General features: G+C 62.8%; 25 protein-coding genes and 3 pseudogenes. 17 read left to right on the plus strand and 11 right to left on the minus strand.

Features of this window, described 5'->3' with window-relative positions; all coding sequences use genetic code 11:
• Nucleotides 1-6 precede the first annotated feature (6 nt).
• The 5 genes from ACWUKX_RS01995 to ACWUKX_RS02015 all read left to right on the plus strand — a co-directional run bounded on the left by ACWUKX_RS01995 (nt 7) and on the right by ACWUKX_RS02015 (nt 4642).
• On the plus strand, nt 7-954 hold the full coding sequence (locus ACWUKX_RS01995) for a 3-hydroxyacyl-CoA dehydrogenase (RefSeq protein WP_456003321.1): 948 nt from the start codon (nt 7-9) through the stop codon (nt 952-954).
• The gene (locus ACWUKX_RS02000; RefSeq protein WP_456003323.1) at nt 951-1913 is read left to right on the plus strand and encodes a 3-keto-5-aminohexanoate cleavage protein; all 963 of its coding nucleotides are present in this window, start codon (nt 951-953) and stop codon (nt 1911-1913) included. Before ACWUKX_RS01995 ends, ACWUKX_RS02000 begins: the two co-directional genes overlap by 4 nt.
• A gap of 20 nt (nt 1914-1933) precedes the next feature.
• Nucleotides 1934-2233: an SMP-30/gluconolactonase/LRE family protein gene (locus ACWUKX_RS02005; protein WP_456003325.1), complete on the plus strand. Its 300-nt coding sequence runs from the start codon at nt 1934-1936 to the stop codon at nt 2231-2233.
• A gap of 136 nt (nt 2234-2369) precedes the next feature.
• Nucleotides 2370-3581: an acyl-CoA dehydrogenase family protein gene (locus ACWUKX_RS02010; protein ID WP_456003327.1), complete on the plus strand. Its 1212-nt coding sequence runs from the start codon at nt 2370-2372 to the stop codon at nt 3579-3581.
• A gap of 23 nt (nt 3582-3604) precedes the next feature.
• A complete protein-coding gene (locus ACWUKX_RS02015; RefSeq protein ID WP_456003329.1) occupies nt 3605-4642 on the plus strand; it encodes a phosphotransferase family protein in 1038 nt (345 codons plus the stop codon).
• Between the two features lie 77 nt (nt 4643-4719).
• On the opposite strand, the gene ACWUKX_RS02020 is transcribed toward ACWUKX_RS02015, so the two are convergent.
• Both ACWUKX_RS02020 and ACWUKX_RS02025 read right to left on the minus strand, forming a co-directional pair.
• Nucleotides 4720-5025 carry a hypothetical protein gene (locus ACWUKX_RS02020; protein ID WP_455838919.1) on the minus strand — a complete coding sequence of 102 codons (306 nt, stop codon included), beginning with the start codon at nt 5023-5025 and terminating at the stop codon, nt 4720-4722.
• Nucleotides 5026-5031: 6 nt separating this feature from the next.
• The gene (locus ACWUKX_RS02025) at nt 5032-5802 is read right to left on the minus strand and encodes a DUF899 domain-containing protein (RefSeq protein ID WP_456003331.1); all 771 of its coding nucleotides are present in this window, start codon (nt 5800-5802) and stop codon (nt 5032-5034) included.
• Between the two features lie 133 nt (nt 5803-5935).
• Between ACWUKX_RS02025 and ACWUKX_RS02030 the strand changes: the two genes are divergently transcribed.
• The 4 genes from ACWUKX_RS02030 (at nt 5936) to ACWUKX_RS02045 (ending at nt 9296) form a co-directional block, all read left to right on the plus strand.
• A complete protein-coding gene (locus tag ACWUKX_RS02030) occupies nt 5936-7156 on the plus strand; it encodes a helix-turn-helix domain-containing protein (protein WP_456003333.1) in 1221 nt (406 codons plus the stop codon).
• A 40-nt stretch (nt 7157-7196) separates the two neighbouring features.
• Complete coding sequence (locus ACWUKX_RS02035; protein ID WP_095518490.1) at nt 7197-7850, plus strand: Vgb family protein; 654 nt, start codon at nt 7197-7199, stop codon at nt 7848-7850.
• A gap of 67 nt (nt 7851-7917) precedes the next feature.
• On the plus strand, nt 7918-9012 hold the full coding sequence (locus ACWUKX_RS02040; protein ID WP_456004063.1) for an LLM class flavin-dependent oxidoreductase: 1095 nt from the start codon (nt 7918-7920) through the stop codon (nt 9010-9012).
• Nucleotides 9009-9296 carry a hypothetical protein gene (locus ACWUKX_RS02045; RefSeq protein ID WP_456003336.1) on the plus strand — a complete coding sequence of 96 codons (288 nt, stop codon included), beginning with the start codon at nt 9009-9011 and terminating at the stop codon, nt 9294-9296. The genes ACWUKX_RS02040 and ACWUKX_RS02045 overlap by 4 nt, the downstream gene beginning before the upstream one ends.
• Before the next feature lie 16 nt (nt 9297-9312).
• Here ACWUKX_RS02045 and ACWUKX_RS02050 read toward each other — a convergent pair whose 3' ends face one another.
• The 5 genes and pseudogenes from ACWUKX_RS02050 to ACWUKX_RS02070 form a co-directional block, all read right to left on the minus strand.
• Nucleotides 9313-9771, minus strand: a complete 459-nt coding sequence (locus ACWUKX_RS02050) for a MaoC/PaaZ C-terminal domain-containing protein (RefSeq protein ID WP_456003338.1) — start codon at nt 9769-9771, stop codon at nt 9313-9315.
• A gap of 1 nt (nt 9772) precedes the next feature.
• Nucleotides 9773-10849 (minus strand): Gfo/Idh/MocA family protein, encoded by a 1077-nt coding sequence (locus ACWUKX_RS02055; protein WP_456003341.1) that lies wholly within the window; start codon nt 10847-10849, stop codon nt 9773-9775.
• Nucleotides 10842-11171 (minus strand): L-rhamnose mutarotase, encoded by a 330-nt coding sequence (locus ACWUKX_RS02060; RefSeq protein ID WP_455849988.1) that lies wholly within the window; start codon nt 11169-11171, stop codon nt 10842-10844. The genes ACWUKX_RS02055 and ACWUKX_RS02060 overlap by 8 nt, the downstream gene beginning before the upstream one ends.
• Nucleotides 11172-11181: 10 nt before the next feature.
• Nucleotides 11182-12294 carry a mandelate racemase/muconate lactonizing enzyme family protein gene (locus ACWUKX_RS02065; RefSeq protein ID WP_456003343.1) on the minus strand — a complete coding sequence of 371 codons (1113 nt, stop codon included), beginning with the start codon at nt 12292-12294 and terminating at the stop codon, nt 11182-11184.
• 4 nt (nt 12295-12298) lie between these two features.
• A pseudogene (locus ACWUKX_RS02070) lies at nt 12299-12499 on the minus strand (sugar ABC transporter ATP-binding protein); the annotation flags it as partial.
• A 253-nt stretch (nt 12500-12752) separates the two neighbouring features.
• On the opposite strand from ACWUKX_RS02070, the gene ACWUKX_RS02075 reads away from it, so the two are divergent.
• Complete coding sequence (locus ACWUKX_RS02075) at nt 12753-13541, plus strand: IclR family transcriptional regulator (RefSeq protein WP_455838933.1); 789 nt, start codon at nt 12753-12755, stop codon at nt 13539-13541.
• Nucleotides 13542-13607: 66 nt separating this feature from the next.
• The gene (locus ACWUKX_RS02080; protein ID WP_456003345.1) at nt 13608-14444 is read left to right on the plus strand and encodes an amidohydrolase family protein; all 837 of its coding nucleotides are present in this window, start codon (nt 13608-13610) and stop codon (nt 14442-14444) included.
• 180 nt (nt 14445-14624) lie between these two features.
• Here ACWUKX_RS02080 and ACWUKX_RS02085 read toward each other — a convergent pair whose 3' ends face one another.
• The 3 genes and pseudogenes from ACWUKX_RS02085 to ACWUKX_RS02095 all read right to left on the minus strand — a co-directional run.
• Entirely contained in the window at nt 14625-15764 is a 1140-nt protein-coding gene (locus tag ACWUKX_RS02085) for an extracellular solute-binding protein (protein ID WP_456004065.1), read from the minus strand.
• Nucleotides 15765-15772: 8 nt separating this feature from the next.
• A complete protein-coding gene (locus ACWUKX_RS02090) occupies nt 15773-16933 on the minus strand; it encodes a CaiB/BaiF CoA transferase family protein (protein WP_456003347.1) in 1161 nt (386 codons plus the stop codon).
• A 3-nt stretch (nt 16934-16936) separates the two neighbouring features.
• Nucleotides 16937-17023, minus strand: a pseudogene (locus tag ACWUKX_RS02095) (amine oxidase); the annotation flags it as partial.
• Between the two features lie 352 nt (nt 17024-17375).
• Between ACWUKX_RS02095 and ACWUKX_RS02100 the strand changes: the two are divergent.
• From ACWUKX_RS02100 to ACWUKX_RS02120, 5 genes and pseudogenes are all read left to right on the plus strand, one after another.
• Entirely contained in the window at nt 17376-18278 is a 903-nt protein-coding gene (locus tag ACWUKX_RS02100) for a lactonase family protein (RefSeq protein WP_456003349.1), read from the plus strand.
• Between the two features lie 102 nt (nt 18279-18380).
• The gene (locus tag ACWUKX_RS02105) at nt 18381-19898 is read left to right on the plus strand and encodes a S10 family peptidase (protein WP_456003352.1); all 1518 of its coding nucleotides are present in this window, start codon (nt 18381-18383) and stop codon (nt 19896-19898) included.
• Nucleotides 19899-19984: 86 nt separating this feature from the next.
• Nucleotides 19985-20566, plus strand: coding sequence for a DUF1349 domain-containing protein (locus ACWUKX_RS02110; RefSeq protein WP_029355116.1), 582 nt, complete (start codon nt 19985-19987; stop codon nt 20564-20566).
• A 136-nt stretch (nt 20567-20702) separates the two neighbouring features.
• On the plus strand, nt 20703-21413 hold the full coding sequence (locus ACWUKX_RS02115) for an SDR family NAD(P)-dependent oxidoreductase (protein ID WP_029355117.1): 711 nt from the start codon (nt 20703-20705) through the stop codon (nt 21411-21413).
• Between the two features lie 212 nt (nt 21414-21625).
• Nucleotides 21626-22646: pseudogene (locus ACWUKX_RS02120) on the plus strand (isopenicillin N synthase family dioxygenase).
• A gap of 237 nt (nt 22647-22883) precedes the next feature.
• Here ACWUKX_RS02120 and ACWUKX_RS02125 read toward each other — a convergent pair.
• A complete protein-coding gene (locus ACWUKX_RS02125) occupies nt 22884-23684 on the minus strand; it encodes an IclR family transcriptional regulator (RefSeq protein WP_455838940.1) in 801 nt (266 codons plus the stop codon).
• A 239-nt stretch (nt 23685-23923) separates the two neighbouring features.
• Here ACWUKX_RS02125 and ACWUKX_RS02130 point away from each other — a divergent pair, with 239 nt between their 5' ends.
• A complete protein-coding gene (locus ACWUKX_RS02130; protein ID WP_455838941.1) occupies nt 23924-24976 on the plus strand; it encodes a substrate-binding domain-containing protein in 1053 nt (350 codons plus the stop codon).
• Nucleotides 24977-24980 lie beyond the last annotated feature (4 nt).

Raw genomic sequence — 24980 nt, forward strand, 5'->3', positions numbered from 1 at the left:
ACGGACATGATGAAGGTAGCAATTGTCGGCAGCGGGTTCATCGGACGGGCCTGGGCGATCAGCTTCGCCCGCGCCGGCCATGATGTGCGGATGTGGGACCAGTCGCCGGCCGCGACGGCCGGCGCGCACGATTACATCGCCGGCGTGCTGGGCGACCTCGCCGCGAACGATCTGCTGCGGGGACAGGCAATCGACGCCGTGCTTGATCGCATCGCCGTGGTGGCGGAACTGGGCGAGGCGCTGGCCGATGCGGTCCATATCCAGGAGAACACGCCCGAAAACCTCGACGTGAAGCGCGAGGTGTTCTCCCTGATCGACGCACTGGCCGGTCCGCACGCGGTGATCGCCAGTTCCACCTCGGCGTTGCTGCCGTCAAAATTCACCGACCATCTGCAAGGGCGGCATCGCTGCGTGGTCGTGCATCCGATCAATCCGCCCTATCTCATCCCGGCCGCTGAAGTCGTGCCGGCGCCATGGACCTCCCCCGAAGCGGTCGAAAGGACTCGCGCCTTCCTCGTCGCCGCGGGCCACGCGCCGCTTGTGATGAAGCACGAGCTCGACGGTTTCATCATGAACCGCCTGCAGGGCGCGCTTCTGGAGGAAGCTTTTCGACTTGTCGCCGACGGCTTTGCCAGCGTCGAGGATGTCGATATCGGCATTCGCGATGGGCTGGCGCTGCGCTGGTCGTTCATGGGTCCGTTCGAGACCATCGACCTCAATGCGCCGGGCGGCGTGCGCGACTATGTCGAGCGCTATCAGACGATCTATGCCAACATCTTTCCGCAGATGCTGCGTCGCGTCGACTGGGCGGGCGAGGTCATGGCAACCGTCGAGGCCGACCGCCGCAAGCGGCTGCCGCGGGAAGAACTCGTCGAACGGCAGGTATGGCGCGACCGCCGGCTGATGGCGCTGGCAGCGCACAAGAAAAAATCGGATCAGGAGTTTGGAAGATGACGGAAACAAGCCGCAAGCCCGGCGCCCAGCAGACCAAAGGCAAGGTGATCATCACCTGTGCGGTGACCGGGGCGATTCACACGCCGACCATGTCGCCCTTTCTGCCGATCACCCCGGACCAGATCGCCTCCGAGGCGATCGCGGCGGCGGAGGCGGGTGCGGCGATCCTGCACCTGCATGCCCGCGACCCCGAGACCGGCAAGCCAGACCAGACGCCTCAGGCCTTCGCCCGCTTCCTGCCGCGCATCAAGCAGGCCACCAACGCCGCCATCAACATCACCACCGGCGGCAGTCCCTACATGAAGGTCGAGGAGCGCGTGCGCCCGGCCGCCGAGTTCAAGCCCGAGGTCGCCTCGCTCAACATGGGTTCGATCAATTTCGGGCTCTACCACCTCGTCGACAAATACGAGACCTTCAAGTTCGACTGGGAAAAGCCGCATCTGGAAGCGACGCGCGACCTTGTCTTTCGCAACTCGTTCAAGGATATCGAATACATATTGGCAACCTGCTACGACAACGGCACGCGCTTCGAGTTCGAGTGCTACGACATTGCCCATCTCTACAATCTCTCGCACTTCGCCGATCGCGGGCTGGTGAAGCCGCCGTTCTTCGTGCAGTCGGTGTTCGGGCTGCTTGGCGGCATCGGCACCCACCCCGAGGACGTCGCCCATATGAAGCGCACCGCCGACCGGCTGTTCGGCGACCAGTTCCGTTGGTCGGTGCTCGGCGCCGGCGCCAGCCAGCTTCGCATCGCTGCGCAGTCGGCAGCCCTTGGTGGCAACATCAGGGTTGGCCTGGAGGACAGCCTGTGGGCCGGCAAGGGTAAGCTTGCCAAATCGAACGCCGAGCAGGTGGTACTTGCCCGCAAGATCATCGAAGGCCTCGGCATGGAGGTGGCGACGCCCGACGAGGCGCGCGAGATCCTGTCATTGAAGGGCGGCGACAAGGTCGCGTTCTGAGGCGGCTCGCCTGTCGCCGCATGGTGGCGCCGCTGGGGTCAACCGTCGATGCAGAAGGCTTTCCCTGGAATGCCCTCGTCTACGACGGCCGGCTGGTGCGTTATGCGCCCGACGGCAGCGTCGATCGGATCATCGACATGCCCGTCAAGAAGATCACCAGCGTCATGTTCGGCGGACCGAAGCTCGACACCCTTTACGTGACCTCGATGGCGAAACCGCCGCTGCCGCGCTTCCCCGGCGACGGCGTTCTGCGCGGCAGCCTGTTCGCCATAACCGGCCTTGGCATCAAAGGCGTCGCGGAACCGCGCTTCGCCGGATGACGGCGGCAGCAAAAGAGGATAGAGGCGAACAAAGAAACGAGCGCTTGCTCGATTTCTACATGTTGACGCAATGCGTTTCGGCGATCTCGTCCATGGGTCGATGGCGGCCACCTCGTTTCATCGCTGTGAGGTTTCCATGAATTTCGACATTCCCGCCCGCACCGAAGATTACCGTGTCCGCATTGCCGACTTCGTCGAGCAGGAGATCCTGCCGCTCGAGACCGACAAGGCATCCTATGACGCGCACGGAAATATCGCCTTGCCGCTGCTGGAGGCACTCCGCGCCAAGGCGCGGATGGCGGGCCTGTGGTGCCTGCAGCTCAAGCCCGAAACCGGCGGAGCCGGTCTTGGCAAGATGGACATGGCGGTCTGCTACGAGGAGATGAACCGGTCGATCTTCGGACCCGTGGTGTTCAATTCGGCAGCGCCCGACGATGGCAACATGATGGTTCTGGAGGCGCTCGGCACACCGGCGCAAAAGCAAAAATGGCTGAAGCCGATTGTCGAGGGCAAGGTGCGCTCGGCCTTTGCCATGACCGAACCGCACCCCGGCGGCGGCTCTGATCCTTCGATGATTATGACGCGTGCTGAACGGCGCCGCGACAAATATGTCGTGACCGGCCGCAAATGGTTCATCACCGGCGCGGAGGAGGCCAGCCATTTCATCCTGATCGCGCGAACCTCGGACGACCCGCGCCATGGTCTGTCGGCCCTGATGTTCCACAAGGACCAACCGGGCTGGCGCATCACGCGCCGCATCGAGATCATGGGCCCGGAGGAGCATGGCGGGCATTGCGAGCTGGAATTTGACGGGCTCGAAATCCCTGTCGAAGACATGCTGGCCGGCGAGGGCAGGGGCATGAAGGTGACGCAGGTGCGGCTCGGCCCGGCGCGGCTTACCCACTGCATGCGCTGGCTCGGATTGTCCAAGCGCTGCGTCGAGATCGCGCGCGCCTACGCTGCCGAGCGCCATAGTTTCGGCCAGCGCCTCGCCGACCGCGAAAGTGTCCAGCTGAAGCTCGGCGACCTCGCAATGCGCATCGAGATCGGCCGCATCCTGGTGATGAAGGCAGCGTGGGAGCTGGACCGCGGTGGCTTTGCCCGCAAGGACGTGTCGATGGCCAAGGTCCAGGTCGCCAACGTGCTGCATGACGCGGCCGATGTGGCGATCCAGATCAATGGCGCGCGGGGCTATTCCAAGGACACGGTGCTCGAATGGATTTACCGCTATGCTCGCCAGGCGCGGCTGGTCGATGGTGCCGATGAGGTCCACAAGATGGTGCTGAACCGTTTCCTCAACGAGGAAGAGAGGGGCTTCTGGCGCTGGACTGTCGAAGGCGAGGCATAAGGGACGCGCGCTCAGGAGGAAAGATGGCGCAGCCGTTGAATGCGGACTTCGATCCTGCGGCATTGAAGGGTTTTCTCGCGAGCCGCTTCGGCGATGCCGCAATGTCGCTCGAGCGGATCGGCGGCGGACAGTCCAATCCTACCTATTTCGTGGACTATGGTGCGCATCGCATGGTGCTGCGCAAGAAGCCGGCCGGGCCGATCCTGCGCGGGGCGCATGCCGTCGATCGCGAATTCCGCGTGCTTGAAGCGCTGGCACCGACCAACGTCCCCGTGCCCGGGCCGGTGCTCTATCACGACGGTGCCGAGTTGCTCGGCACGCCCTTCTACCTGATGGAGCGGCTGGATGGTCGCGTCTTCCACGATTGTTCGCTGCCTGGCCTTTCGCCCGCCGAGCGACGCGGCATCTATTTCGGCATGGCAGAAGCGATGGCCAAATTGCACGCCGTCCGTCCCGACGAGGTCGGTCTCGGCGACTACGGCCGGCCCGGCAACTATTTCGAGCGCCAGATTGGCCGCTGGACCAGGCAGCTCAGGGAATCGCCGAGCGACACAATTCCGGCACTCGAAGCGGTCGCCGACTGGCTGCCGCAGCATATGCCCGCGGATGATGGGCGCGTGTCGATCGCCCATGGCGACTTCCGCCTCGGAAATCTGCTGTTCCATCCCGACAAGCCGCAGGTGATCGGCATTCTCGATTGGGAGCTGTCGACGATCGGCCATCCGCTCGCCGATCTCGGCTTTTGCTCGATGACCTGGCATTCGGCCCCGGACGAATATGGCGGTATCCTCGGCCTCGATCACGAGGCACTCGGCATCCCCAGCCAGCGCGAATTCCTCGACCATTATTTCGCCCATGCCGTGCCCACCGCGCCCCTGCAACGCTTCCACCTGGTTTTTTCGCTGTTCCGTTTTGCCGTGATCTTCGTCGGCATCGCCGACCGGGCGCGGGAAGGCAGCGCGGCGTCGGCCGATGCCGCCAGCACGTCGCCTCTCGCCGGCCGCTTTGCCGTACGCGCTCAAGAGATTATCGACGGGGCAAGACCGTGGAGCGCCGCCTGAGAGGAGCGTCCGGGCCCAGGTCCTTTTCCTACACGCGGTGTCAGCAATCCAATCCCAGAGGCTTTGCGAACGCTGGATCACGACCGGCGGACAGCGCTTCGTCGGCTGGCGACCAGCTTCAGCCAAGGCGCCAAATGGAAGGCGCTCATCAGCAAGTACATCATGACCATTCCGCTCAGCGGCGACGCATCTTGCGCCGCCGAGCAGATCATGTCCGCATCACCGGTGACGGCCGTCAGCAGCGCCATCATTGCGAAGGTTGGCGCGGCTGCCAGGGATAGCCAGTCGGCCGCGCCGCGGGCGGCGACATTGTCGCTTGGGAAATCGGCAGATCCGCTGCCTGCGGGCGGCATCTTCTGCGTGTGGTTGGAGTGCAGTGTCATCGGACGTCAGCCCTGGCCGTACTCGTCGTGGCGGCGCCACCACACGCCCGTTTCGTTACGCCCTCGGGGCGCGCGGTCGAGCCACTGATACATGCCCCAGAGGCCGTCCAATCCGCGCGCATAGGTGGAATAAGCGTGATAGACGACGCCGTCCTCGATCACGAACGCGCTCATGCCTGGCCTCTCGCGCGTGTACGTGGCCATGTCTGTTCCGCTCATTGCAGCGAACGTCTCGGAGCCGTCGGCAGTCGTACGCGAGGGTATCTTTGCGAGAGGTGCCTCGCGGACATAGTTGTATTCGATGCCTTCCTCGCGCTGCTGCTCCTCGGTGAACGAAACGTCGAAGTCGAAATTGAAGTCGCTGCCGTGTGAGGACGCCCAGGGGAACGTCCATCCCATTCGCCGCTTGTACGCCTGCAGCTTCGCGAGCGGTGCCCGCGATACCGCCGAAAGCGTGACGTCGTGGTTGGCCAAGTGGAGGACGAAGCCGTCGAATCCATCCGCGATCGCTGAGCAGGCCGGACAGCCCGCCGTGTAATCGGGCCCGAACATGAAGTGGTAGACGAGGAGCTGCGAGCGTCCCCTGAAAAGGTCTGCCAGTGAGGCGCTGCCTTTATCGGTCTCGAATCGGTAATCCTTGTCGATCCGAACCCAAGGCAATGCCTGCCGCCGCCGCGCCACCTCATCGCTTTGGCGCGTGAGCTCCTTCTCCGCCTTGAGCAGATCAAGCCGCGCCGCCAGCCACTCCTCACGTGTTCCGCTTCTGTGTGTCGGCATCGTTCGTCTCCTTCCTCGATGTTCGCACCGTTTTCGATACGGCGCGTTTCGATACAGCGCGCTGGCTGTTGGTCCTGAGATAGATTAGGACCGGACATCGAATGGTGAGAGTTACAAACGTGACGGGATTCCGATGGACTCGCTGATCACCGCTGCGGCGCGCGCCCTCGCAACGGGTGATCCCCTCGGCGCTTTGAAGCGGGTCGCCCTGCGTGACGATGCGCCTGCGCTTGCTCTGCGCGGCATCGCGATGGCGCAGCTCGGCGACCTCGTTCGAGCAAAGGCTCTTCTCAAAAGTGCTGCGCGCGCCTTCGGTCCGAAAGAAGCCGTCGCTCGCGCGAGGTGCGTCGTCGCCGAAGCCGAGATCGCGCTCGTCTCGCGCGACCTCGGGTGGCCGGCGAAGGCACTCGACGCCGCGCGGGCGACGCTTGAAAAGCACGGCGACCGCTTTAATGCCGCGCATGCGCGCAATCTCGAGGCTCGGCGCCTGCTCCTGATCGGACGCCTCGATGAGGCCGAGAGCAGGCTGGCCGGGTTCGACCCGACAACGCTCCCACCCGCGTCGAGGGCCGCCCACGAGCTGGTGATTGCGGGGCTCGCGATTCGACGCCTCCGGACCAAGGCGGCGCGCGTTGCGCTCGCGCGGGCCGAGCATGCCGCCCGCGAGGCGGACATCCCGGCGCTGACGGCAGAGGTCGAAAGCGCATCCCTCGTGATGAACACGCCCGCGGCGCGCCTGATCGCGCGTGGTGAGGAGCACCCGCTCCTGCTTGAGGAGGTCGAAGCGCTGCTGGCGTCGGGAGCGCTCGTCGTCGACGCCTGCCGCAATGTCGTGCGGGACGCCGGCATTATCGTCCCGCTCGCGACGCGCCCGGTCTTGTTCGCGCTTGCCCGCACGCTGGGCGAAGCCTGGCCCGCGGACGTGCCGCGGAGCACGCTCGTCGCCCGCGCGTTCGGCGGCAAGCACGCCGATGAATCGCATCGCGCCCGGTTGCGGGTCGAAGTCGGTCGGCTTCGCGTGGAGCTGCGGTCACTGGCGGATGTGAGCGCGACCAAGCGAGGCTTTGCGCTTAAGCCGCGCCGCCCACGCGATGTGGTGGTTCTGGCACCGCCCGTCGATGAGCAGCATGCAGCGGTGCTCGCCTTCCTCGCTGATGGCGAGTCGTGGTCGAGCTCGGCGCTCGCAATTGCGCTCGGAGCCAGCTCGCGCACCGTGCAGCGATCGCTCGAGCAGCTTGCGGCAGCAGGCAAGGTGCAATCGTTCGGTCGCGGGCGAGCGCGCCGTTGGATGACCCCGCCCGTGCCGGGATTCCCGACAATCTTGTTACTCCCCGGCTCACTATCTGGCTACTAGTGTCGGGATAATTCAACAGATCTGAGCCTGGAGGAGAAGCATGAAACGATCTGCAGCCGAAGTCCTCCGCGAATATGGACCCTTTCCGGGTGTCGACCAGGTGGCTGGGGTTACGTTCGACGGTCAGCATGTCTGGTTTGCGTCCGGAGACAGGCTGAACGCCTTGGATCCTGCGAGCGGGAAAGTGGTTCGCGCGATTGAGGTCGCCGCGCACGCAGGAACGGCCTTCGACGGTCAGCACCTGTTCCAGATCGCCGAAGATCGCATCCAGAAGATCGATCCCAACACAGGCCGCGTGCTCGCCACGATTCCGGCGCCAGGTGGCGGCGGCGACTCCGGGCTCGCCTGGGCCGAAGGCTCACTTTGGGTGGGGCAGAATCGCGGTCGCAAAATCCATCAGATCGACCCGCAGACAGGGGCAGTTCTTCGCACAATCGATTCCAACCGGATCGTCACAGGGGTCACCTGGATCGACGGCGAACTCTGGCACGGCACCTGGGAAGGTGACGAGAGCGACGTCAGGCGGATAGATCCTGAAACCGGAAAGGTCCTGGAGAAGCTTGATATGCCCCCTGGAACAGGCGTGTCGGGGCTGGAGTCCGATGGTGGCGATCAGTTCTTCTGCGGCGGTGGAAACAGCGGCAAGGTGAGAGCCATCCGCCGGCCCAGGCGAGGCTCCGAGGAGCGTTCATGAAGCTGAGCCCACCGTTGCAACAGTTCGACGATGAAGCTGAGGACATCCCGCGGCAGGGAAAACCATGATCAGAAAGCAGCATCCGCTGAAAGGGCCGAACAGGTTCAAGCTCGGCGTCTTCTCGATGAACGCCGATGGCGGCCTGGCAATGACCACCGTTCCCGAGCGCTGGCGCGCCCGCTGGGAAGACAACCTCAATGCTGCCTGCATCGCCGATCGCGCCGGCCTGGAGTTTCTGCTGCCGATCGCGCGCTGGCGCGGCTTCGGCGGTTTGACGCATGTGCGGGAATGGTCGTTTGAAACTTTCACCTGGGCGGCGGGTCTCGCCGTCGCGACGGAGAACATCGGTCTGTTCATGACGGTGCATGTGCCGCTGGTTCATCCGCTGCAGGCTGCAAAGGCGCTGGCGACCGTCGACCACATCTCCAACGGGCGTGCCGGCTTGAACATTGTCTGCGGCTGGAACCCGGACGAGTTCGCCATGTTCGGGCAGACGGTCGGCGACCGGAGCTACGATCAGGCCGAAGAATGGATCAACATCATCGAGCGTGCCTACCAATCCAGGGAGCCGTTCGACTTCGGCGGAGAGTTCTATGATCTGAAGGGGGTTGTCAGCCGCCCGCCAAGCCTGCAGGCGCCGCGCCCGGTGACCATGAACGCCGCCTTCGGCGCACCGGGGCGCAACTATGCGGCGCGCCACTGCGACTATTTGTTTTCGACTTTTTCCGAAATTGCCGATGGCCGCGCGCATGTGGTCGACATCACCAACCGAGCAGCTGAAGTTGGACGCGAAGTCGGCGTCTATACGGTCTGCCACGTCGTCTGCCGCGAGACCCAGCAAGAAGCCGAGGATTATTACCGGCACTACGCGCTGGAATGCGCGGACGAAGGCGCGGTCGACGAGCATATGCGCAAGAAGAAGGAATTCGCGAACTCCCACGACGCGAAGGCCTTCACTGAGTATCGGCAAAGGTTCGCCGGCGGTGCTGGAACGTTTCCGCTCATCGGCACACCGGAAAAAATCGTCGACGATCTCACTGAAATCATGGACCAGGGTTATTCCGGCGCCGCCCTCACATTCGTCAACTACACCTACGAATTGCCCTTCTTCTGTGACCGCGTGCTGCCGCTGATGCGCCAGGCCGGGCTTCGCGTAAATTGACGCCGGCGGCCGCCACTCCGACGACATGGGCGGATGGGCACGACGCCATCAATCCGCGCGCCTTCAAGCAGGCGATGCGGGCGGTGGCGGGCCCGGTCGCCATCCCCGCGTCGGAGCACGACGGGATCGGCTTTTGCGGCATCACGGCGACGGCCGTCCTGGTCAGTCCACACGCGGCGCACTACTCGACCCAGTCTTACGCTGAGGTTCGCAACAAGGTGTTTGCCGATGTCGCATCCGTCCTGCGCGGCGGGAAGCCGCTATATCCGGTCAACCGGATATGACTGCTCTGCAATTAGCTCAGCCCGGCTTCGGCTTGTCGCGGCGCTCGACGATGTAGATGTGGTCGGCCGCCAGCACCACATCGCCATGCTGGTTGATCACCTCGCAGCGCTCGATGACGCGACCCGACTCCAGCCGCTTCGGGTCGTCTTCCTTGGCCGAGATGGTCGTGCGGGTCCTGATCGTGTCGCCGATGAACACCGGCTTGATGAAGCGCAACCTGTCGTAGCCATAGGAGAAGGCGACTGGATTGACGACGCTTGCCGTCAGTCCGACGCCGACCGAAAAGACCAGCGTGCCATGGGCGATGCGCTGGCCGAACGGCGTCGTCTTCATGAATTCGGCGTCCATATGGTGTGGAAAAAAATCGCCGGTATGGCCGGCATGAACGACGAAGTCGGTCTCGGTGATGGTGCGCCCGCTGGTCATGCGCGACGAACCGATCTGATAGTCTTCGAAATAGACAGTCTGCTCCATGTCAGGGCCTCGCCGCGATTGGTGTTGCCGGCGCCGCGCTCGATTGGTAGGCGGCCTCGACCAGCGCCATCGTGCTCCAGCCGTCTTCGACGGAACTGACGAGCTCGGTGTCCTCGCCTGATGCATAGCGCTGCACATTGGCCATGCGGCCGACGAAGGCGTCGGGAAACCATTCGCCGATGAGTGGCACAGCAACCCAGTCGGAGCCGCCCTTCGGATAGATTTCAAGGATGTCAGGCTCGCCGCGCGGATAGTCGAGATTGAGCCCGAGTTTGAGATAGGCGGCGCCCTCGGTGCCGCAGATGCGGAATTCGCAGGCCTGATGTTTTCGGCCGAATTTGTGATCGTGGTTGATCGACAGCGCGCATCGCACAATGTCGCCATAGTCGAGGATCGCGCTGGTGCGCGTTTGCGCGACCTTGTGGCCGGGATGGCCGAGCGTCTTGGCGTGAACGCCCCGGGGATCGCCGAGCAATTGCCGGATCAGGTCGAGATAATGGATCGAATGCATGGCGATCTCGACGCGCGGCGCCTTCACCAGAAACTCCCAGAGTTGCCACGGCGTCGCCAATGCCAGCCATGCATCGAAATCGACCACGTCGCCCAGCCAACCCTTGGCGATCGCATCCTTCAGCGCCAGCATCATCGGCGCGAAGCGGAGCTGGAAGTTCACCGCCGCCTTCAGTTTTTTGGAGCGGCAGATTTCGAGGATTTCGGTCGCCTCGCTGAGATCGCTGCCCATCGGCTTCTGGATCAGCGCCACTGCACCATCTGGCAACGCCCTGAGCACGCCGGCATGATGAGCCGGCGGCGTCGCCAGGTCGAAGACGGCGTCCTTGATCGCTGCGGCTTCCCCGACCGACCGGTAAGTGGCGACGCCCCATTTCTGCGCCAGTCTTTCCGCCTTGGTATGGTCGGGATCGAAAAGCCCGGCGACCGGAAAGCCGGCTTTTCCATAGGCCGGGAAATGCGCATCGCCGGCGATCGAGCCGGCGCCGAAAATCACGATCGGCCTCGGCTTCGATGGCTTCGCCCAGGACTGGGAGAGCGAGTGAGGATCGAAAACGCCGTCAGTCATGATGGAAGACTTCGTCCATCGATGCCCACCACTCGCCCTCCTTGCGGGTCGGCAGCGGCTCCTGGCAAGGCATGCACAGCGCCCACCATTCCTGCGTCTTGGGATCGGCGGCCATCTTCGCCATGTCGGCGGCATAATCGGTGCCGTGGTATTCGAAAGTGCTGAACAAAAGGTGCTCCGGCTCCTTAAGATAGATCGAATAATTCCTGATGTTGCAGGCGGAAATCATGGCAAGCACGTCAGGCCATACGGCAGCGTGAAGCCGCACATACTCGGTGACCTTTTCCGGCTTGAGGCCGAGCACCATTCCCATCCGCTGCATGTCCGGCTCCCTATTTTGTTATTTCGGTGGTGAATTCCGCAATGCTCTTCGCCATGACGGCATTCCAATCCCAGTCGATGCCGATGCCGGGCTCGTCCGGTGCCAGTGCTTGGCCGTCCTCGATGCGCATTTTCTTGCCAGTTAGTTCATCGAGCTGGGGAATATACTCGACATATCGGCCGTTCTGAATGGCGCAGGTCAGGCTGACATGCAGTTCCATCAGGAAATGCGGGCAGACCGGGATATCGAATGCCTCGGCCGCATGCGCGACCTTGAGCCACGGCGTGATGCCGCCGATGCGGCCGACATCGACCTGCACGATCGAGCAGCCGCCTTTTTGCATGTATTCGCGGAAATGCCGGATCGAATAGAGCGACTCGCCGATGGCGATCGGCGTCGACGTCGCATTCGACAGCCGCACATGGCCATCGATGTCGTCGGCCGGCAGCGGCTCCTCGATCCAGGCGAGGTCGAGATCGCGCAGTCGCTCCGCCCGGCGGATCGCCTCGTCGACAGAAAAGCCCTGGTTGCAGTCGGTCATGATCTCGTAGGATGAGCCGACTGCTTGGCGCACCGCGGTCAGCCGGGCGAGATCCTCGGAGCCGTGCGGCTTGCCGATCTTGACCTTAGAACCGCGAAAACCCTTTGCCTTGGCGGCGAGCGCGTCCTCGACCAGCGCCTCGGTCTCGATATGCAGCCAGCCGCCCTCTGTGGTGTAGAGCGGGCAGCGGTCCTTGGCGCCGCCGGCCAGCTTCCACAGCGGCAGGCCGAGCTTCTTTGCCCTGAGATCCCACAGCGCCGTGTCGATGGCCGCCAGCGCGATTGCCGTGATGGCACCGATCGTCGTCGCGTGGGTGGCGAATTCGAGCTCGTGCCAGATCGCCTCGATCATGTCGGCGTCGCGGCCGATCAGCCGCGGCGCAAGGTGGTCGGCCAGGAGCCGCATCACCGAGGAGCCGCCGGTGCCGATCGTGTAGCTGTAGCCGGTGCCGACCGCGCCGTCGGCGTCGGTGATGGTGACGATCGGCGTTTCCTGGCTGACAAAACTCTGGATCGCATCAGTGCGCTTGACCTTCGGCACCAGGTCGACCATCCGCAGTTCGGCTTTTTCGATCTTTGCCATGACGTTAACCTCGCAATGTCCTGCCGGTATCGGCAGAAAACAGATGGGCCTGCGACAGGTCCAGGCTCATTTTCACGCGGTCGCCCGCCTTTAACTGTTTTGGATTGACCATACGCGATACCCAGACACCGCCGTTGAATTCGGCGAACACCAGCGTCTCGTTGCCGAGCGGTTCGGTGACGATCATCGGCAACTCCGGCTGATGACGTCATCGAACTTGCGTGACAGATCGGCAGCAGAAGAATCGCCTGCATCAATTGCGAGCAGCGCCACACCGGCTGATAAGCCGTAACAGCCTGTCATTTGATTCCTCTCGAGGGTGCGTCCGGGACTCGTACCGATCCAGTTGAGCTTTATTCATATATAAACAAAATATTCATGAAGGCGTCAAGTTGAAAGTTCTTCCGGAAGCAGGTCATTGTGCATATATGAAAGGCGAAATTCACCGGGAAGTGACTATGGCAGGCGACGAGGACGACGACCGTTATCGCGCCCCGGCGCTCGACAAGGGGCTCGACATCCTCGAGCTTCTGGCCGGCGTCGACGGCGGCCTGACGCAGGCGGAAATCGCCAAGAAACTCGATCGCAGCCCCAACGAATTCTATCGCATGCTCGACCGGCTGGTGCGACGCGGCTACGTCACGCGGCCAGACGGCGACCGTTATTCGCTGACCCTCAAGCTGTTTGGCCTAGCGCAGCTGCACGCGCCGGTGCGGCGGCTGGTTTCCTATGCGACGCCGCTGATGCGTGAACTTGCCGAAACCTCGCAGCAGGCAAACCAGCTCGTCGTCTTCGACCGCGGTTCCGCAGTGGTGATCGCACAGCAGGAAGCGCCGGACTACTGGGGCATTTCGATTCGCGTCGGCTCGCATATCAGCCTGTTCGACACGGGATCCGGACATGTGCTGCTGGCGTTCCGCTCGCCGGAAGAGCGGCAGATGATGATCTCCGAGCATCTGCGCAGCACCGACAAGCCGCCTCAATCGCCGGAATTCTTTGCCCGCCTCGACCAGATACGTGAACGCGGCTACGAAATGATGGCGTCAATGCAGACCGCCGGCGTATTCAACCTGTCGACCCCCGTTCTCGGTTCGGACGGCAAGGCAATCGCAGCACTATCGATCCCCTACATAACCCTGGTCAACGCACCCAAGGCGCCCGATATCACCAGGACGATAGAGCTGTTGCTGGCGGCGACCGAAAAGCTGTCGCAACTGGCGGGATCAACGGTCAAGCAGGCGAAGTAAATTCTTATTTGAATGAAAAATTTCTCCGTGAGATGATTCGAAACGCCGGAGGAGGAGAGCGTTGTCATGATCTTCGACACCCATCTGCACCTGATCGACCAGTCGGCGCTGCGCTATCCCTGGCTCTCCGGCGTGCCGGCACTAAACCGCGATTTTTCCCACGACGAATATGCAGTCCAAGCTCGCCGGGCCGGCATAGAGGGCGCATTGCACATGGAAGTCGATGTCGATCCGGCCGATATCGAGGCTGAGACCAGCCATGTGAAGGCGCTGTCGCAACAGAAGGACAGTTTGCTGAGAGGGGCGATCGCATCGTGCCGTCCGGAAGAGCCGGACTTTGCCGCCTATCTCGAGCGTCAGAAAGCCAATCCCTTCGTCAAGGGTTTTCGGCGCGTACTCCACGTCATGCCGGACGAGCTTTCGGAAGGCGCGCTGTTTCGCGAAAACCTCAAGCGGCTTGCTGGCACCGGGCTGACATTCGATCTCGTTGTCCTGCCGCATCAAATCCCTAAAGCGATCGCACTCGCCGATCTCGCGCCTGGCGTCCAGTTCGTGCTCGACCATTGCGGCGTGCCCGACATCAAGGGCAGCAGTGAGCATCCCTGGCGCGAGCATATGGCGGAGATTGCGCGGCGCCCGAACGTCGTCGGCAAAATTTCCGGTGTGGTCGCCTATGCGGAGGCTGGATCGTGGACTGTCGAAACGCTGCGTTCCTATGTGGAGCACACCATCGAATGCTTCGGCTGGGACCGCGTCGTGTGGGGCAGCGACTGGCCGGTCTGCACGCTTGGCGGCGGGCTTGCGACCTGGGTGGCGGCGACGCACGCGCTGCTTGCCGGTGCAAGCATCGATGAGCGGCAAAAGCTGCTCTCCGGCAATGCGAAGCGGCTTTGGAGTTTGTAAGCGGCTTCAGATCGTCGCCGACATGTGCCTCTCGCGGCCATAGAGCGACACAAGCAGCACGATGACCAGGCCAAGTGCCGTCTGCACGGTCGAGGGCCGGAAGCCGAGGCCGATCAGCAGCGTGAGTTGCCGCGGATCAGGCTGTTCATGTTCTCCTCCATTTAAGCTGTTTCAGGCTCCTCAACCGGCAGCGCCGGGTGCCGGGAAACTCTCCAGAAACAGGCGATTGAGATCGGCGACGACACGGCCGGCATGGTGCTTTTCGGCCAGGCCGAGATTGATGCGATCGGACGCGGCCTGCTGGAAGGCCATGTAGCCGTCGTGCCGTGGCCTGACCCAGGAACCTTCGAGGGTGGCGCGGGTGTTCATGTAGAAATTACCGGCGGCTGCGTTGACGGCTGCATCGTCCCAGGCTGCGGCATGGCCGGGCTGGCCGCCGGCCGACGCATAGGGGCCGCGCTGCACCTCGCCGCTGGCGATCCAGTAGGCAAAGTCGATGGCCGCCTGCTTCGCCTTCGAAAAGGCCGACACGGCAATGCCGGTTCCGCCGAGCGCCGAGCCGACCGGACCGGCATTGCCCTCAGCCGGAATGTCCGCGAAGGCAAGGCGGTTGCTCCGAAAGCCGGCGATGGCATAGGAGACATAGCCATAGATCAGCGGCGCGCAGGCGATCCGTGAGCCGGACCTGGCCATTTGCTCCAGGATGTCGATCGGGTCCATGCCAAGGCAGGCCGGATCGACGAGAGCCGCGACCTCGCGCATCATCTCGAAAACGCGGCTGCCCATGTCAGGATTTACGTGGCCGCCAGGCTCTTCGACGGCGGGCCGGCCGAAATTGCCGGATAGCGTGTAGAACACCATCAGCGAATGCGGCGGCCTCATCGGCAACAGGACACGACCTTGTCGCGCCAACTCGAGCATCTCGGCCCAGTTCGCCGGGGCGGCAGAAAGCATGTCGGGCCGCCACGCCTGCACCTGACTCGCCGTGTCGATCGGAAACGCCCACTGCCGGCCTTGCCAGTTGTAACTCGGATAGGAGCGGCCGACGCTCCCCGCCGCCAGCGCCGCGCGCTCCGCTTCGCGGCCAACGATATCGAGCGGCGCCAAACAATTATCGGCGGTGATCTGGCCGACATGCGGGTGATCGATGACGATCAAATCGTAGGCACGGGCCAGTTCCTCGACCGGAAAGGATTCGAAATCCTGCAGCGAGCGCTTATCCCATTCTATGTTGACGCCGGTGCGGTGCTTCCACAGCGCCGAACAGGCGATCATCGGATCGTAGCCGCGCGGGTGACTCCAGGTCATGCCTTCGAGCATCACGTCGCTCACAATCCGAACTCCTTGCGGATCTTTGCGCTGTGCTCGCCGATGCGTGGCGCAGCCCGCTCGACCTTGGCGCGGACGCCATCGACCCTGAGCGGCGAGCGCGTGGTGAGGATCGAGACGTCATCCTCGCGCGTCACTGTCTGCAGCATCTCGAGCACCTGAAAGCCTTCGCTGGCCATCATTTCCGGCCAGGTCAGCACCTTGGCGCACCAGATATCGGCGGGCTCGAGGATGGCAAGCCATTCGTCGACCGTCTTCGTCGCGATTTTTTGCGCGATGATTGCCTTGATCTCGTCGCGGGCGGTGAACCAGGTCGACGGCTGATCGCGATAGGGCGCAAGCTCTTCGAGCCCCAGCAGATCGGCGAGCTTCGAGATCGGCGACATCGCGATCGCCAAATAGCCGTCCTTCGCCGGATAGACGCCGTAGGGCGCCGACAGATAGGCGTGGGCGCTACGGAAGGCTGATCGCCGCGGAAGGCGGCGGCCGTCATTGAGATGCGTGGTCAGCACCTCGAACTGGAAATCGACCAGCGCTTCGAGCAGGCTGGTCTCGACATGGCTGCCAGTGCCGGTCACGCCGCGCCGCACCAGTGCGGCAAGGATGCCTTGCGCGGCGGCGGAGCCCGCCAGCATGTCGGCAATCGCCAGGCCGAAGGGCACCGGCCCCTGGTCCTCGTCGCCGTTCAGCCACATCACGCCGGAGCGGGCTTGCGCCAGCAGATCCTGCCCGGGCCGCTTGACCCAGGGGCCTTCCTCGCCATAGCCGCTGATCGAGGCATAGACCAGGCGCGGATTGATTTTGCGCACCGCCTCAAAGTCGAGGCCCAGGCGCTCGATGACGCCGGGGCGGAAATTCTGGATCAGCACGTCGGCCTTGGCCAGCAGGCCGCGCAGCGCCGCAAGGTCGGCCTCGTCCTTGAGGTCGATGGCAAAGCTTTCCTTGGCGCGGTTGATGGCGTGGAAGATTGTAGAGTCGCCGCCGATCTCGGTGTCGCTGAGATAAAGCCGGCGCGACAGGTCACCGCCATCCGGCCGCTCGATCTTGATGACGCGGGCGCCAAGGTCGAGCAACCTCAGCGAGCAGTAGGGCCCGGACAGGAACTGGCTCATGTCGACGACGACGAGCCCGGTCAGCGGCAATTCGGCAGTGGCGGCCATCGCCTATTTCTCCGTCTTCCCGGCGAAATCGGCCGGATTGCTGTAATTCACCGTCTGCAGGTGCTCGCAATAAAGCACAAGCTCTCCTTCGCGATCGCCAGTGCCGACGTACCGTGGAACAGCGAATTGCATGATCTATCCTCGCGTCAATCTTCTTTTGTAAATATACTTTTCACATATGGGATTGCCTTGCAAGCGTGAACAGGCGAAATTTCGCGCGAATCCGCGGCGGCCAATGCCGGCGGAACAAGGGAGAATTTATGCGGAATGCCTGTCTGGTTTTCGTTGGCAGCCCCAACCGCGAGGCGCCTTATTTTCGCGGCGCGCGGCGTCGGACTCTACAGTTTCGACGAGGAGACGCTGGAGACGAGGAAACTGACTGGGACGGGCGACGTCGACAAACCGACCTTTCTGTCGGTGACGCCGAACGGCTCCCACATCTATGCCAACTCCGAAGTATTCGCCTGGCGCGAGGGCGTGGTTCTCGGCCTACCGCTTCGACAGGCCAACCGCCGCGCTTTCCTACATCAACAAGCAGCCGACCCTCGGCAGCATCACGGCGCACAACACCATCGCGCGACGGGACGAGGCTCCTGGTCGCCAATTACGGCATGGGCGAAGGCGGTTCCGATCGCTCGGTCGTGGTCTATGGGCTGCGCGAGGATGGCGGCCTGACCGCGCCGTTGTCGAGCGTCGCCCACAAGGCGGGCCTGACACAGCCCGTCAAGAACGCCCTCATGCTCACAGCGTCACCGAGACGATCGACGGTGGCGTGGCGATTGTCGCCGATCTCGGCATCGATCGGCTTGTCTCGTACCGCATCGGGCCTGATGGCAGTCTGACCAGACTGGCGGAGCAGGCGCTTGCGCCCGGCGCCGGCCCGCGCCATGTGGCGCTGCATCCGCTCGGGCGCTTCGTGTTCGTCATGAACGAACTGGATTCAACGATCGTGTCGCTTGCGCTCGACGATGTGCCAGGAAGGCTCTCGGTCATCGACACGAAACCGGCCGTGCCGGCCGCGGCGCGCGACGGCAATCATTGCGCCGACATCCAGATCTCGCCTGACGGCCGCTTCCTCTACGGTTCCAACCGCGGCCATGTCAGCGTTGCGGTGTTTTCGGTTGACCAGGAAACAGGCACGCTTGCGCTAGTCGATCACACGCCCTGTAGGGGTGCCACGCCGCGCAATCTGGCGCTGACGCCCTCGGGCCGCCACCTCCTCTCCGCCAACCAAAATGCCGATCGCATCAATATTTTTGCCCGCGACGCCGCCACGGGCCGGCTGGCCGACACCGGGCGATCCATCGATATCGGCACGCCCATGTGTGTGAAGATCGTGCGTTGAAAGCCATCGGTCTCGTTCCAGCAGCGAAGGGCTGCACGATCCTGTGATTTCGGCTGAGCCATCAGCGTGATAGCTTCCAGTTGTTTCCGCTGCGGAGTCGTCATGCGTACCAAGCTGCTAGAAATCACCCTTGCTATGCTACTGCTGTCCGGCAGCGTTCCAGCCAGCCATGCGGAAGTGGCCGAGCGGCCGTCGCCTTCGGGTGGGGTTCTGTCTCTGCTTCCGCCTCCCCAGATCTCTGATCATTCGATCGTAATCGCGGGACGTACGCTGAACTATCAGGCAAAGGCCGGCACTCTCTCGTTGCTATCCGGTAAGGGCGACGTCACGGCGGAAATTTTTCATGTCGCCTACACGCTACGTCCCGAGCCAAGCCGGGAACCTAAGCCCCGGCGTCCCGTTACCTTCGTATTCAATGGAGGTCCAGGAGCGGCTTCCGCCTATCTGCATCTCGGCGCGCTCGGTCCCCGCGTGATGGCGACGGCGGATAATGGAAGTTTTCTCCCATCGCCGCAGAGGCTTTTGGACAACCCGAACACATGGCTCGACATGACCGACCTGGTCTTTGTCGACCCCGTCGGAACGGGTTACAGCCGCGAAGCACCCGGGACCGAGGCGCGCAGCTTCTGGGGCGTCAACCAGGACGCCGCCTCGATGGGTGCCTTTATTCGCTTCTATCTGGCACAGGCGGGCCGCACGGCGTCACCGGTGTTTCTTGCTGGCGAAAGCTATGGCGGGTTTCGGGCTGCACTGCTCGCCAAGACGCTTCAGGATGATATCGGCGTCAGTCCTCGCGGCATCGTGCTCATCTCGCCGGCGCTCGAATTCACGCTCGTGCGCCCAGACGAGTTCCAGCCGCTCCACTGGGCGCTTGAGCTCCCGTCGCTGGCGGCGGTGCGCCTGCGCAGCGAAGGCGTCACCGGTTCCGAGCTGCACGAGCGATTGGCCGATGTCGAACGCTATGCCCTCGGCGACTATCTTGTCGCGCTTGCCAGCGGGCTGGAACAGGGTGGGCGCCTGGCGAGCCCGCGCGTGGCCGAAATCACCGGCCTGCCGCTCGAACTCGTCAAACGAAACTTTGCACGCATTCCCACCGAACTCTTCGCCAAGGAGTTTGCGCGGGCAAGGGGCAATGTTCTCAGCGCCTATGACGGCACGATCGAAACGGCGGACATCGCCCCGGAAAGTCCAAGGCCTCGCGGTCCTGATCCGGTCCTCGACCGAAGCGTGCCGGTGCTCACTTCCGCCTTTGTCAGCTATGTGCGTGAGGAATTGAAATTCCGCACTGATATAAGCTACCGTCTTCTCAACCGTGAAGTCAGCGGCAATTGGGATTACGGGACGAGCCCGACGCGTCAGGGCTATGTCGGCGTGATGGATGACCTCCAGCAGGCGCGAGCGCTAAACCCCGGCCTCGGCGTTTTGATCGTCAACGGCTACACCGACCTGGTGACACCCTATTTGGCATCCCGCTACCTTGTCGGCCAGATTCCTTCGCTTCCTGGCGCAAAGCCGATCCGCATTGACCTGCTGGAAGGCGGCCACATGATGTATTTCAGGCCAGAGAGCCGGCGCGCGCTGAGAGAGGCCGCGTCCGAGCTTTATCAAGTGCCGAAATGAAACGGTTGAACCCGCGTACAATGGTCCAGATGAGGGCGTAGCCGCCTCGACGGATAACGCAACACGAACCGGAGAGGCGAGCAACGATGACATCTCAGGATGCAGAACTGACCTGGCTCAACCCGCCACCGCATCATGCTTTTGCCGACAGCACCGTGCATGTGCGCACCGGCAAGGAAACCGATTTCTGGCGTGAGACGTTCTACGGCTTCTGGCGCGACAATGGCCACCTCCTGTACCAGCAGGTCGAGGGCGACTTCAGCGCCGAGGTCACCGTCAAGGGGGACTACAAGGTGCTCTATGATCAGGCCGGTTTGATGGTCCGGCTGAGCGAGACGCACTGGGTCAAGGCCGGCATCGAGTTCACCGACGGGCTGGCGTATTTTTCTGTCGTCGTCACCAATGATGCTTCCGACTGGTCGTTGGTCAGCATCCCGGCTGGTCCGGACGGCGTCAGGATCCGGCTGACCCGCCATGCCGAGACAATCCGTGTTCAGTATCTTGATGCCTCCGACCATCACTGGAAGCCGGTGCGGCTCGCCTATTTCCCGCCCTCGAAAACAGTCGATATCGGCATGATGTGCTGTTCGCCGCAACGTGAAGGTTTCGAAGTCACATTCAGCGATTTTTCGGTCGGCCCGGCGATCTCGAGGGAACTCCATGACTGATGCGTCCCAGGGCATGCGGGCCAATCCGACTTTTACGATCTGACGGTCTGCCTCAGAACACGAATGGTAGGGCCTGAATCGCCAATCCGCCGCACTAGAATCCGTACCACACCAGAATCCGTAAGGGAGAAGCTCCATGACATCAGACGTGGCAGTTATCGCAGGAGCAGGGCTGGGGCTGAGCGCCTCGCTTGCACGTCTTCTCACCAAGGAGGGCTTTCGCGTGGTCCTGGCTGCCCGCAACCTCGGCAAGCTGAGCACGCTGGTCGACGAGACCGGCGCGCTGGCGGTCGAAACGGACGTTGCCGATGTCGCGTCGGTCGAAAACCTGTTCGACGTCGCCGACAAAGCCGGTCCTCTGTCGCTTGTGGTTTTCAACGCCAGCGGCCGCGCCCGAGGACCGATCGCCGACCTCGATCCCGAATCGGTCAAGCAGGCGTTGCTAGTCGGCGCCTATGGCGGGTTCCTGGTCGGCCAGCAGGCTGCGCGCCGGTTGCTTTCCCGCGGCTCCGGCTCGATCCTGTTCACCGGCGCCACCGCCAGCGTCAAGGGGTTTTCGGGTTCGGCCGGCTTTGCCATGCCAAAGTTCGGCCTGCGCGGACTGGCCCAATCCATGGCCCGCGAACTTGCCCCGAAAAACATCCATGTCGCGCATTTCATCGTCGACGGCGTGATCGCGCCGAACGAGCCCGGCCAGAATAGGCCCGGACAGGCCAGCGAACCCGACCGGCAGGACCGCCGGCTATCTCCGGATGCGATCGCCGAAACCTATCTCGCAATCCACCGGCAGCATCGCAGCGCCTGGACTTGGGAGCTCGAACTCAGGCCATGGATCGAGAATTTCTGAGCGTCGGCCGCACTGCAATTCGCGTATATGATTGCCATGATGCCTTCGTGCCATGGAACACCCGTTCGGACGTTATTTGCCTGCCGGCCGCCAAACGCAGCGCTGACTTTCTTCCATTGGCGTCGAGATTGGATCGACCATTGCTTTGATCGCAACGACCTGCGTGTCACCGTAAGGCCTGATCCAAGCCTTGAGGCAGGAGGAGGTTGACCATGGCCAGGATTGTACCCGTGCTCGATCTCAGCCGTCTCGAACAGGGCGCGTCGCAGCGTCGGACCTTTCTGTTCGACCTGCGCACGGCGGCCCGCGATGTCGGCTTCTTCTATCTCAGCGGGCATGGAATTTCGGCTGTTGAGATCGACGAGGTGCTCGACGCCTCGCGTCGGTTCTTTGCCTTGCCGGAAGCCGACAAGCTGGCCATCGAAATGGTCAAATCCCCGCAATTCCGCGGCTACACGCGCAGCGGTGGCGAACTGACAAAGGGCAAGGCCGATTGGCGCGAACAACTCGACATCGGCGTCGAGCGTCGACCCATACCACAGGGGCCGGGCATTCCTGCCTGGACGCGGCTGCAAGGGCCGAACCAATGGCCTTCGGCCCTGCCGGAACTCGAGCCGGCGCTGCTGGCATGGCAGGCCAAGGCGACGGCGGTGGCGATCCGCCTGCTGAAGGCTTTCGCGCTGTCGCTCAACCAGGCCGAGGACGCTTTCGATCCGATCTATAGCGGTGAGCCCAACCATCGCATGAAGATCGTGCGCTATCCCGGACGCGACGCAACCGGTGGTGACCAGGGCGTCGGCGCGCACAAGGACGGCGGCTTCCTGACGCTCCTGCTCCAGGACGACAACCGGGGGGCTGCAGGTCGAATATGACGAAAGCTGGGTGAATGTGGATCCCATTCCCGGAACGCTGGTGGTCAACATCGGCGAGCTCCTCGAACTGGCATCGAACGGTTATCTCAGGGCGACCGTCCATCGTGTCGTCACACCGCCGGCCGGTGTCGAGCGAATATCCGTTCCTTTCTTCTTCAGCGCCCGGCTCGATGCGACGATCCCGCTGCTCACACTGCCTGAAGAACTGGCTGCCGAGGCGCGCGGACCGGCGAGCGATCCGGACAACCCGCTGTTTCGCGACGCCGGAACCAACGTGCTGAAAAGTCGCCTGCGCTCGCACCCCGACGTGGCGCGCCGATATTATGCCGATCTCCTTGAGACGAGGGCGTCATCTGTCTGAAAACGTCAGAGCAAATAGAACAGGAATTTTCGTCATCCCGCCGGCTTTTGGAATTTTGTTCGTCGCCAACACGCCCAAACAAGCTCAAACAGGTAAGACCGTTCGACGGTTTCCTCCCATTCCGCTGAACGGCGTTCCCCTCTGAAGGTTGTAACCTTCATTTTGGCCGGGCCGATTCGAGCCCGGCCTTTTTTCCGCGCTCTCTTGGCGAATGCGTCAGGGCCGATTCTTCAAAAATTAGCTTCCCGCCAACGACAATCCACGGGCGCGTTCGCACAGCAGGGCAAGCAACTCGCTGCGCCGCGTTTCCGCTGTGTCGACTGGCAATACGAAGCAAAGGGTCTTGTTGATGGCGCCGTGGCCGTCGCGGATAGGCGCGGCCATGCACCACGTGAAGCGGTCGGCCAGAGCAGCGGTCTCGCTGAAACCTTGCTGGCGGGCCAGGGCGACATCGCTGAAGAATTCGGCTGGCGCAATGACGCGGCCGTCAGGCAGCTTGTAGTCGCCAGGCGGGATGAAGTCCTTCACCTCTTCCTCACTCATATGGCCAAGCAAGAGCCGCCCGGATGCCGTCCACGGGATCGGCACCTCGACCCCGACATCGCTTGAAATCCGGAAAGGGCCGGAAGAGTCACGACAATCGAGAACGATGTATTTGTTCCCGCGCAGGCCGCACAGCTGCACGGTCTCGCCTGTCTCAGCGGCCATCTTGTCCAGCGTCTCGATGATGCGCCGGTAGTGGGCGTTGTGATGCGAGTAGGCCCAGCCGAACAGATGCATAGCCCGCCCGAAATAGACGTAGCCTTCCGTCCCGACATTTTCGAGCATTTCGGCTTCGAGCAGGCTGTTGACGATTTCGTAGGTGGTCGAACGCGGTGCGCCGATCATCTTGGCGATGTCGCCAACGCGCATCGGCGCGCGGTGTCGTAAAAGCGCTTCCAGCAGCATGATGACGCGGTCGATGCCGCGGCGCCGTTCGCCATTACGCCGCTGGGCGCCGGCTTCCGTTTCGATCAGACCAGTGGCGCTATCGCTCATGTCGGCCGCATCCGCGTAAAAATCAATTCGGCCCTCGTCTCAAGACGCTTGAAAGATGTCAAGGCTCAGTCTAGCATCCGATTTGTCCGATATACAGACATGCTGTCTGAAATATCAGACAATAACGAGCCAGGCGCAGAAATTCTGACGAAAAAACAGGCGGTTTCCGGATGCGGCAACCGGCGAGCTTTTTCGTCCGGACCCCGCACGTCCAGGCCTAACCTCAGAAGGGAACAATCATGACGAAATTATCGTTTTTCGCATCCGCCAGCGCCCTTTGCTTCGGTCTCCTCCTGAGCCTCGGCGCCGGCTCGCAGGCCAATGCGGCCGCCAAATGCATCAAGGGCGACCGCAAGGCGCCGTACACGATCGGCTGGGCCAACATTTATTCAGTGCCGACCTGGATGAAGCAGACACAGGGCACTATCGAAGCCGAAGTCGAGGCGTTGAAGAAGCAAGGACTGGTCGACAAGCTTGTCGTGACCGACGCCCAGGGCGACGCCAACGTTCAGATCCAGCAGATCCAGTCGATGATCGATTCCGACGTCGACGCCATCATCCTGATTGCCGGCTCGTCGACCGCGCCGGCGCGTGTGCTGGCGGACGCTTGCGCCAAGGGCATCGCCATCATCAACTTCGATAGCCTCGTCGACACCGACCAGGTGACCGCCAAGGTCAACACCGATTCCGCCCAGTGGGGCGATCAGGCGGCCAAGTTCCTGATCGACGCGATCGGCGGCAAGGGCAAGATTCTGATCCTCAACGGCCCGGCCGGCGTTTCGGTTAGCGACGATCGGCGCAAAGGCGCTGACGCGGCGCTTAAGGCCCATCCTGACGTGACGGTCCTTGCCGAGACCAACACGCCCTACAACGTCGCGCCTGCACAGGAAGCCGTCACCAGCCTGCTGTTCGCCAATTCCGAGATCGACGGAATTCTGTCGCTCGGCGGCGCCTTGTCGGCGGGTGCGGTACTAGCCCTCGACAAGCAGGGCCGCGAACAGGTGCCGATCACCGGCGAGAATGCCCGTCAGTTTCTCGAACTCTGGAAGGAAAAGGACCTCAAGAGCTGGGCGACTATGCAGCCGAACTGGCTCGGCGCCTTCGCCGCCTACACCGCCGTCCAGGCGCTGGAGGGCAAGGACGTGCCGGCTTTCGTCAAGATCCCGCTGCCGGTGATCGACAATTCCAACATCGATCAGTACCTCGGCCGGGCGGCCGATTTTCCGGCCGACGGCTACATCTATTCGCCCTACGACGAGGAGCTGTTCAAGAAGCTGCTGGCTGAACAATAAGCCT

This window comes from Mesorhizobium sp. f-mel (assembly GCF_053850215.1).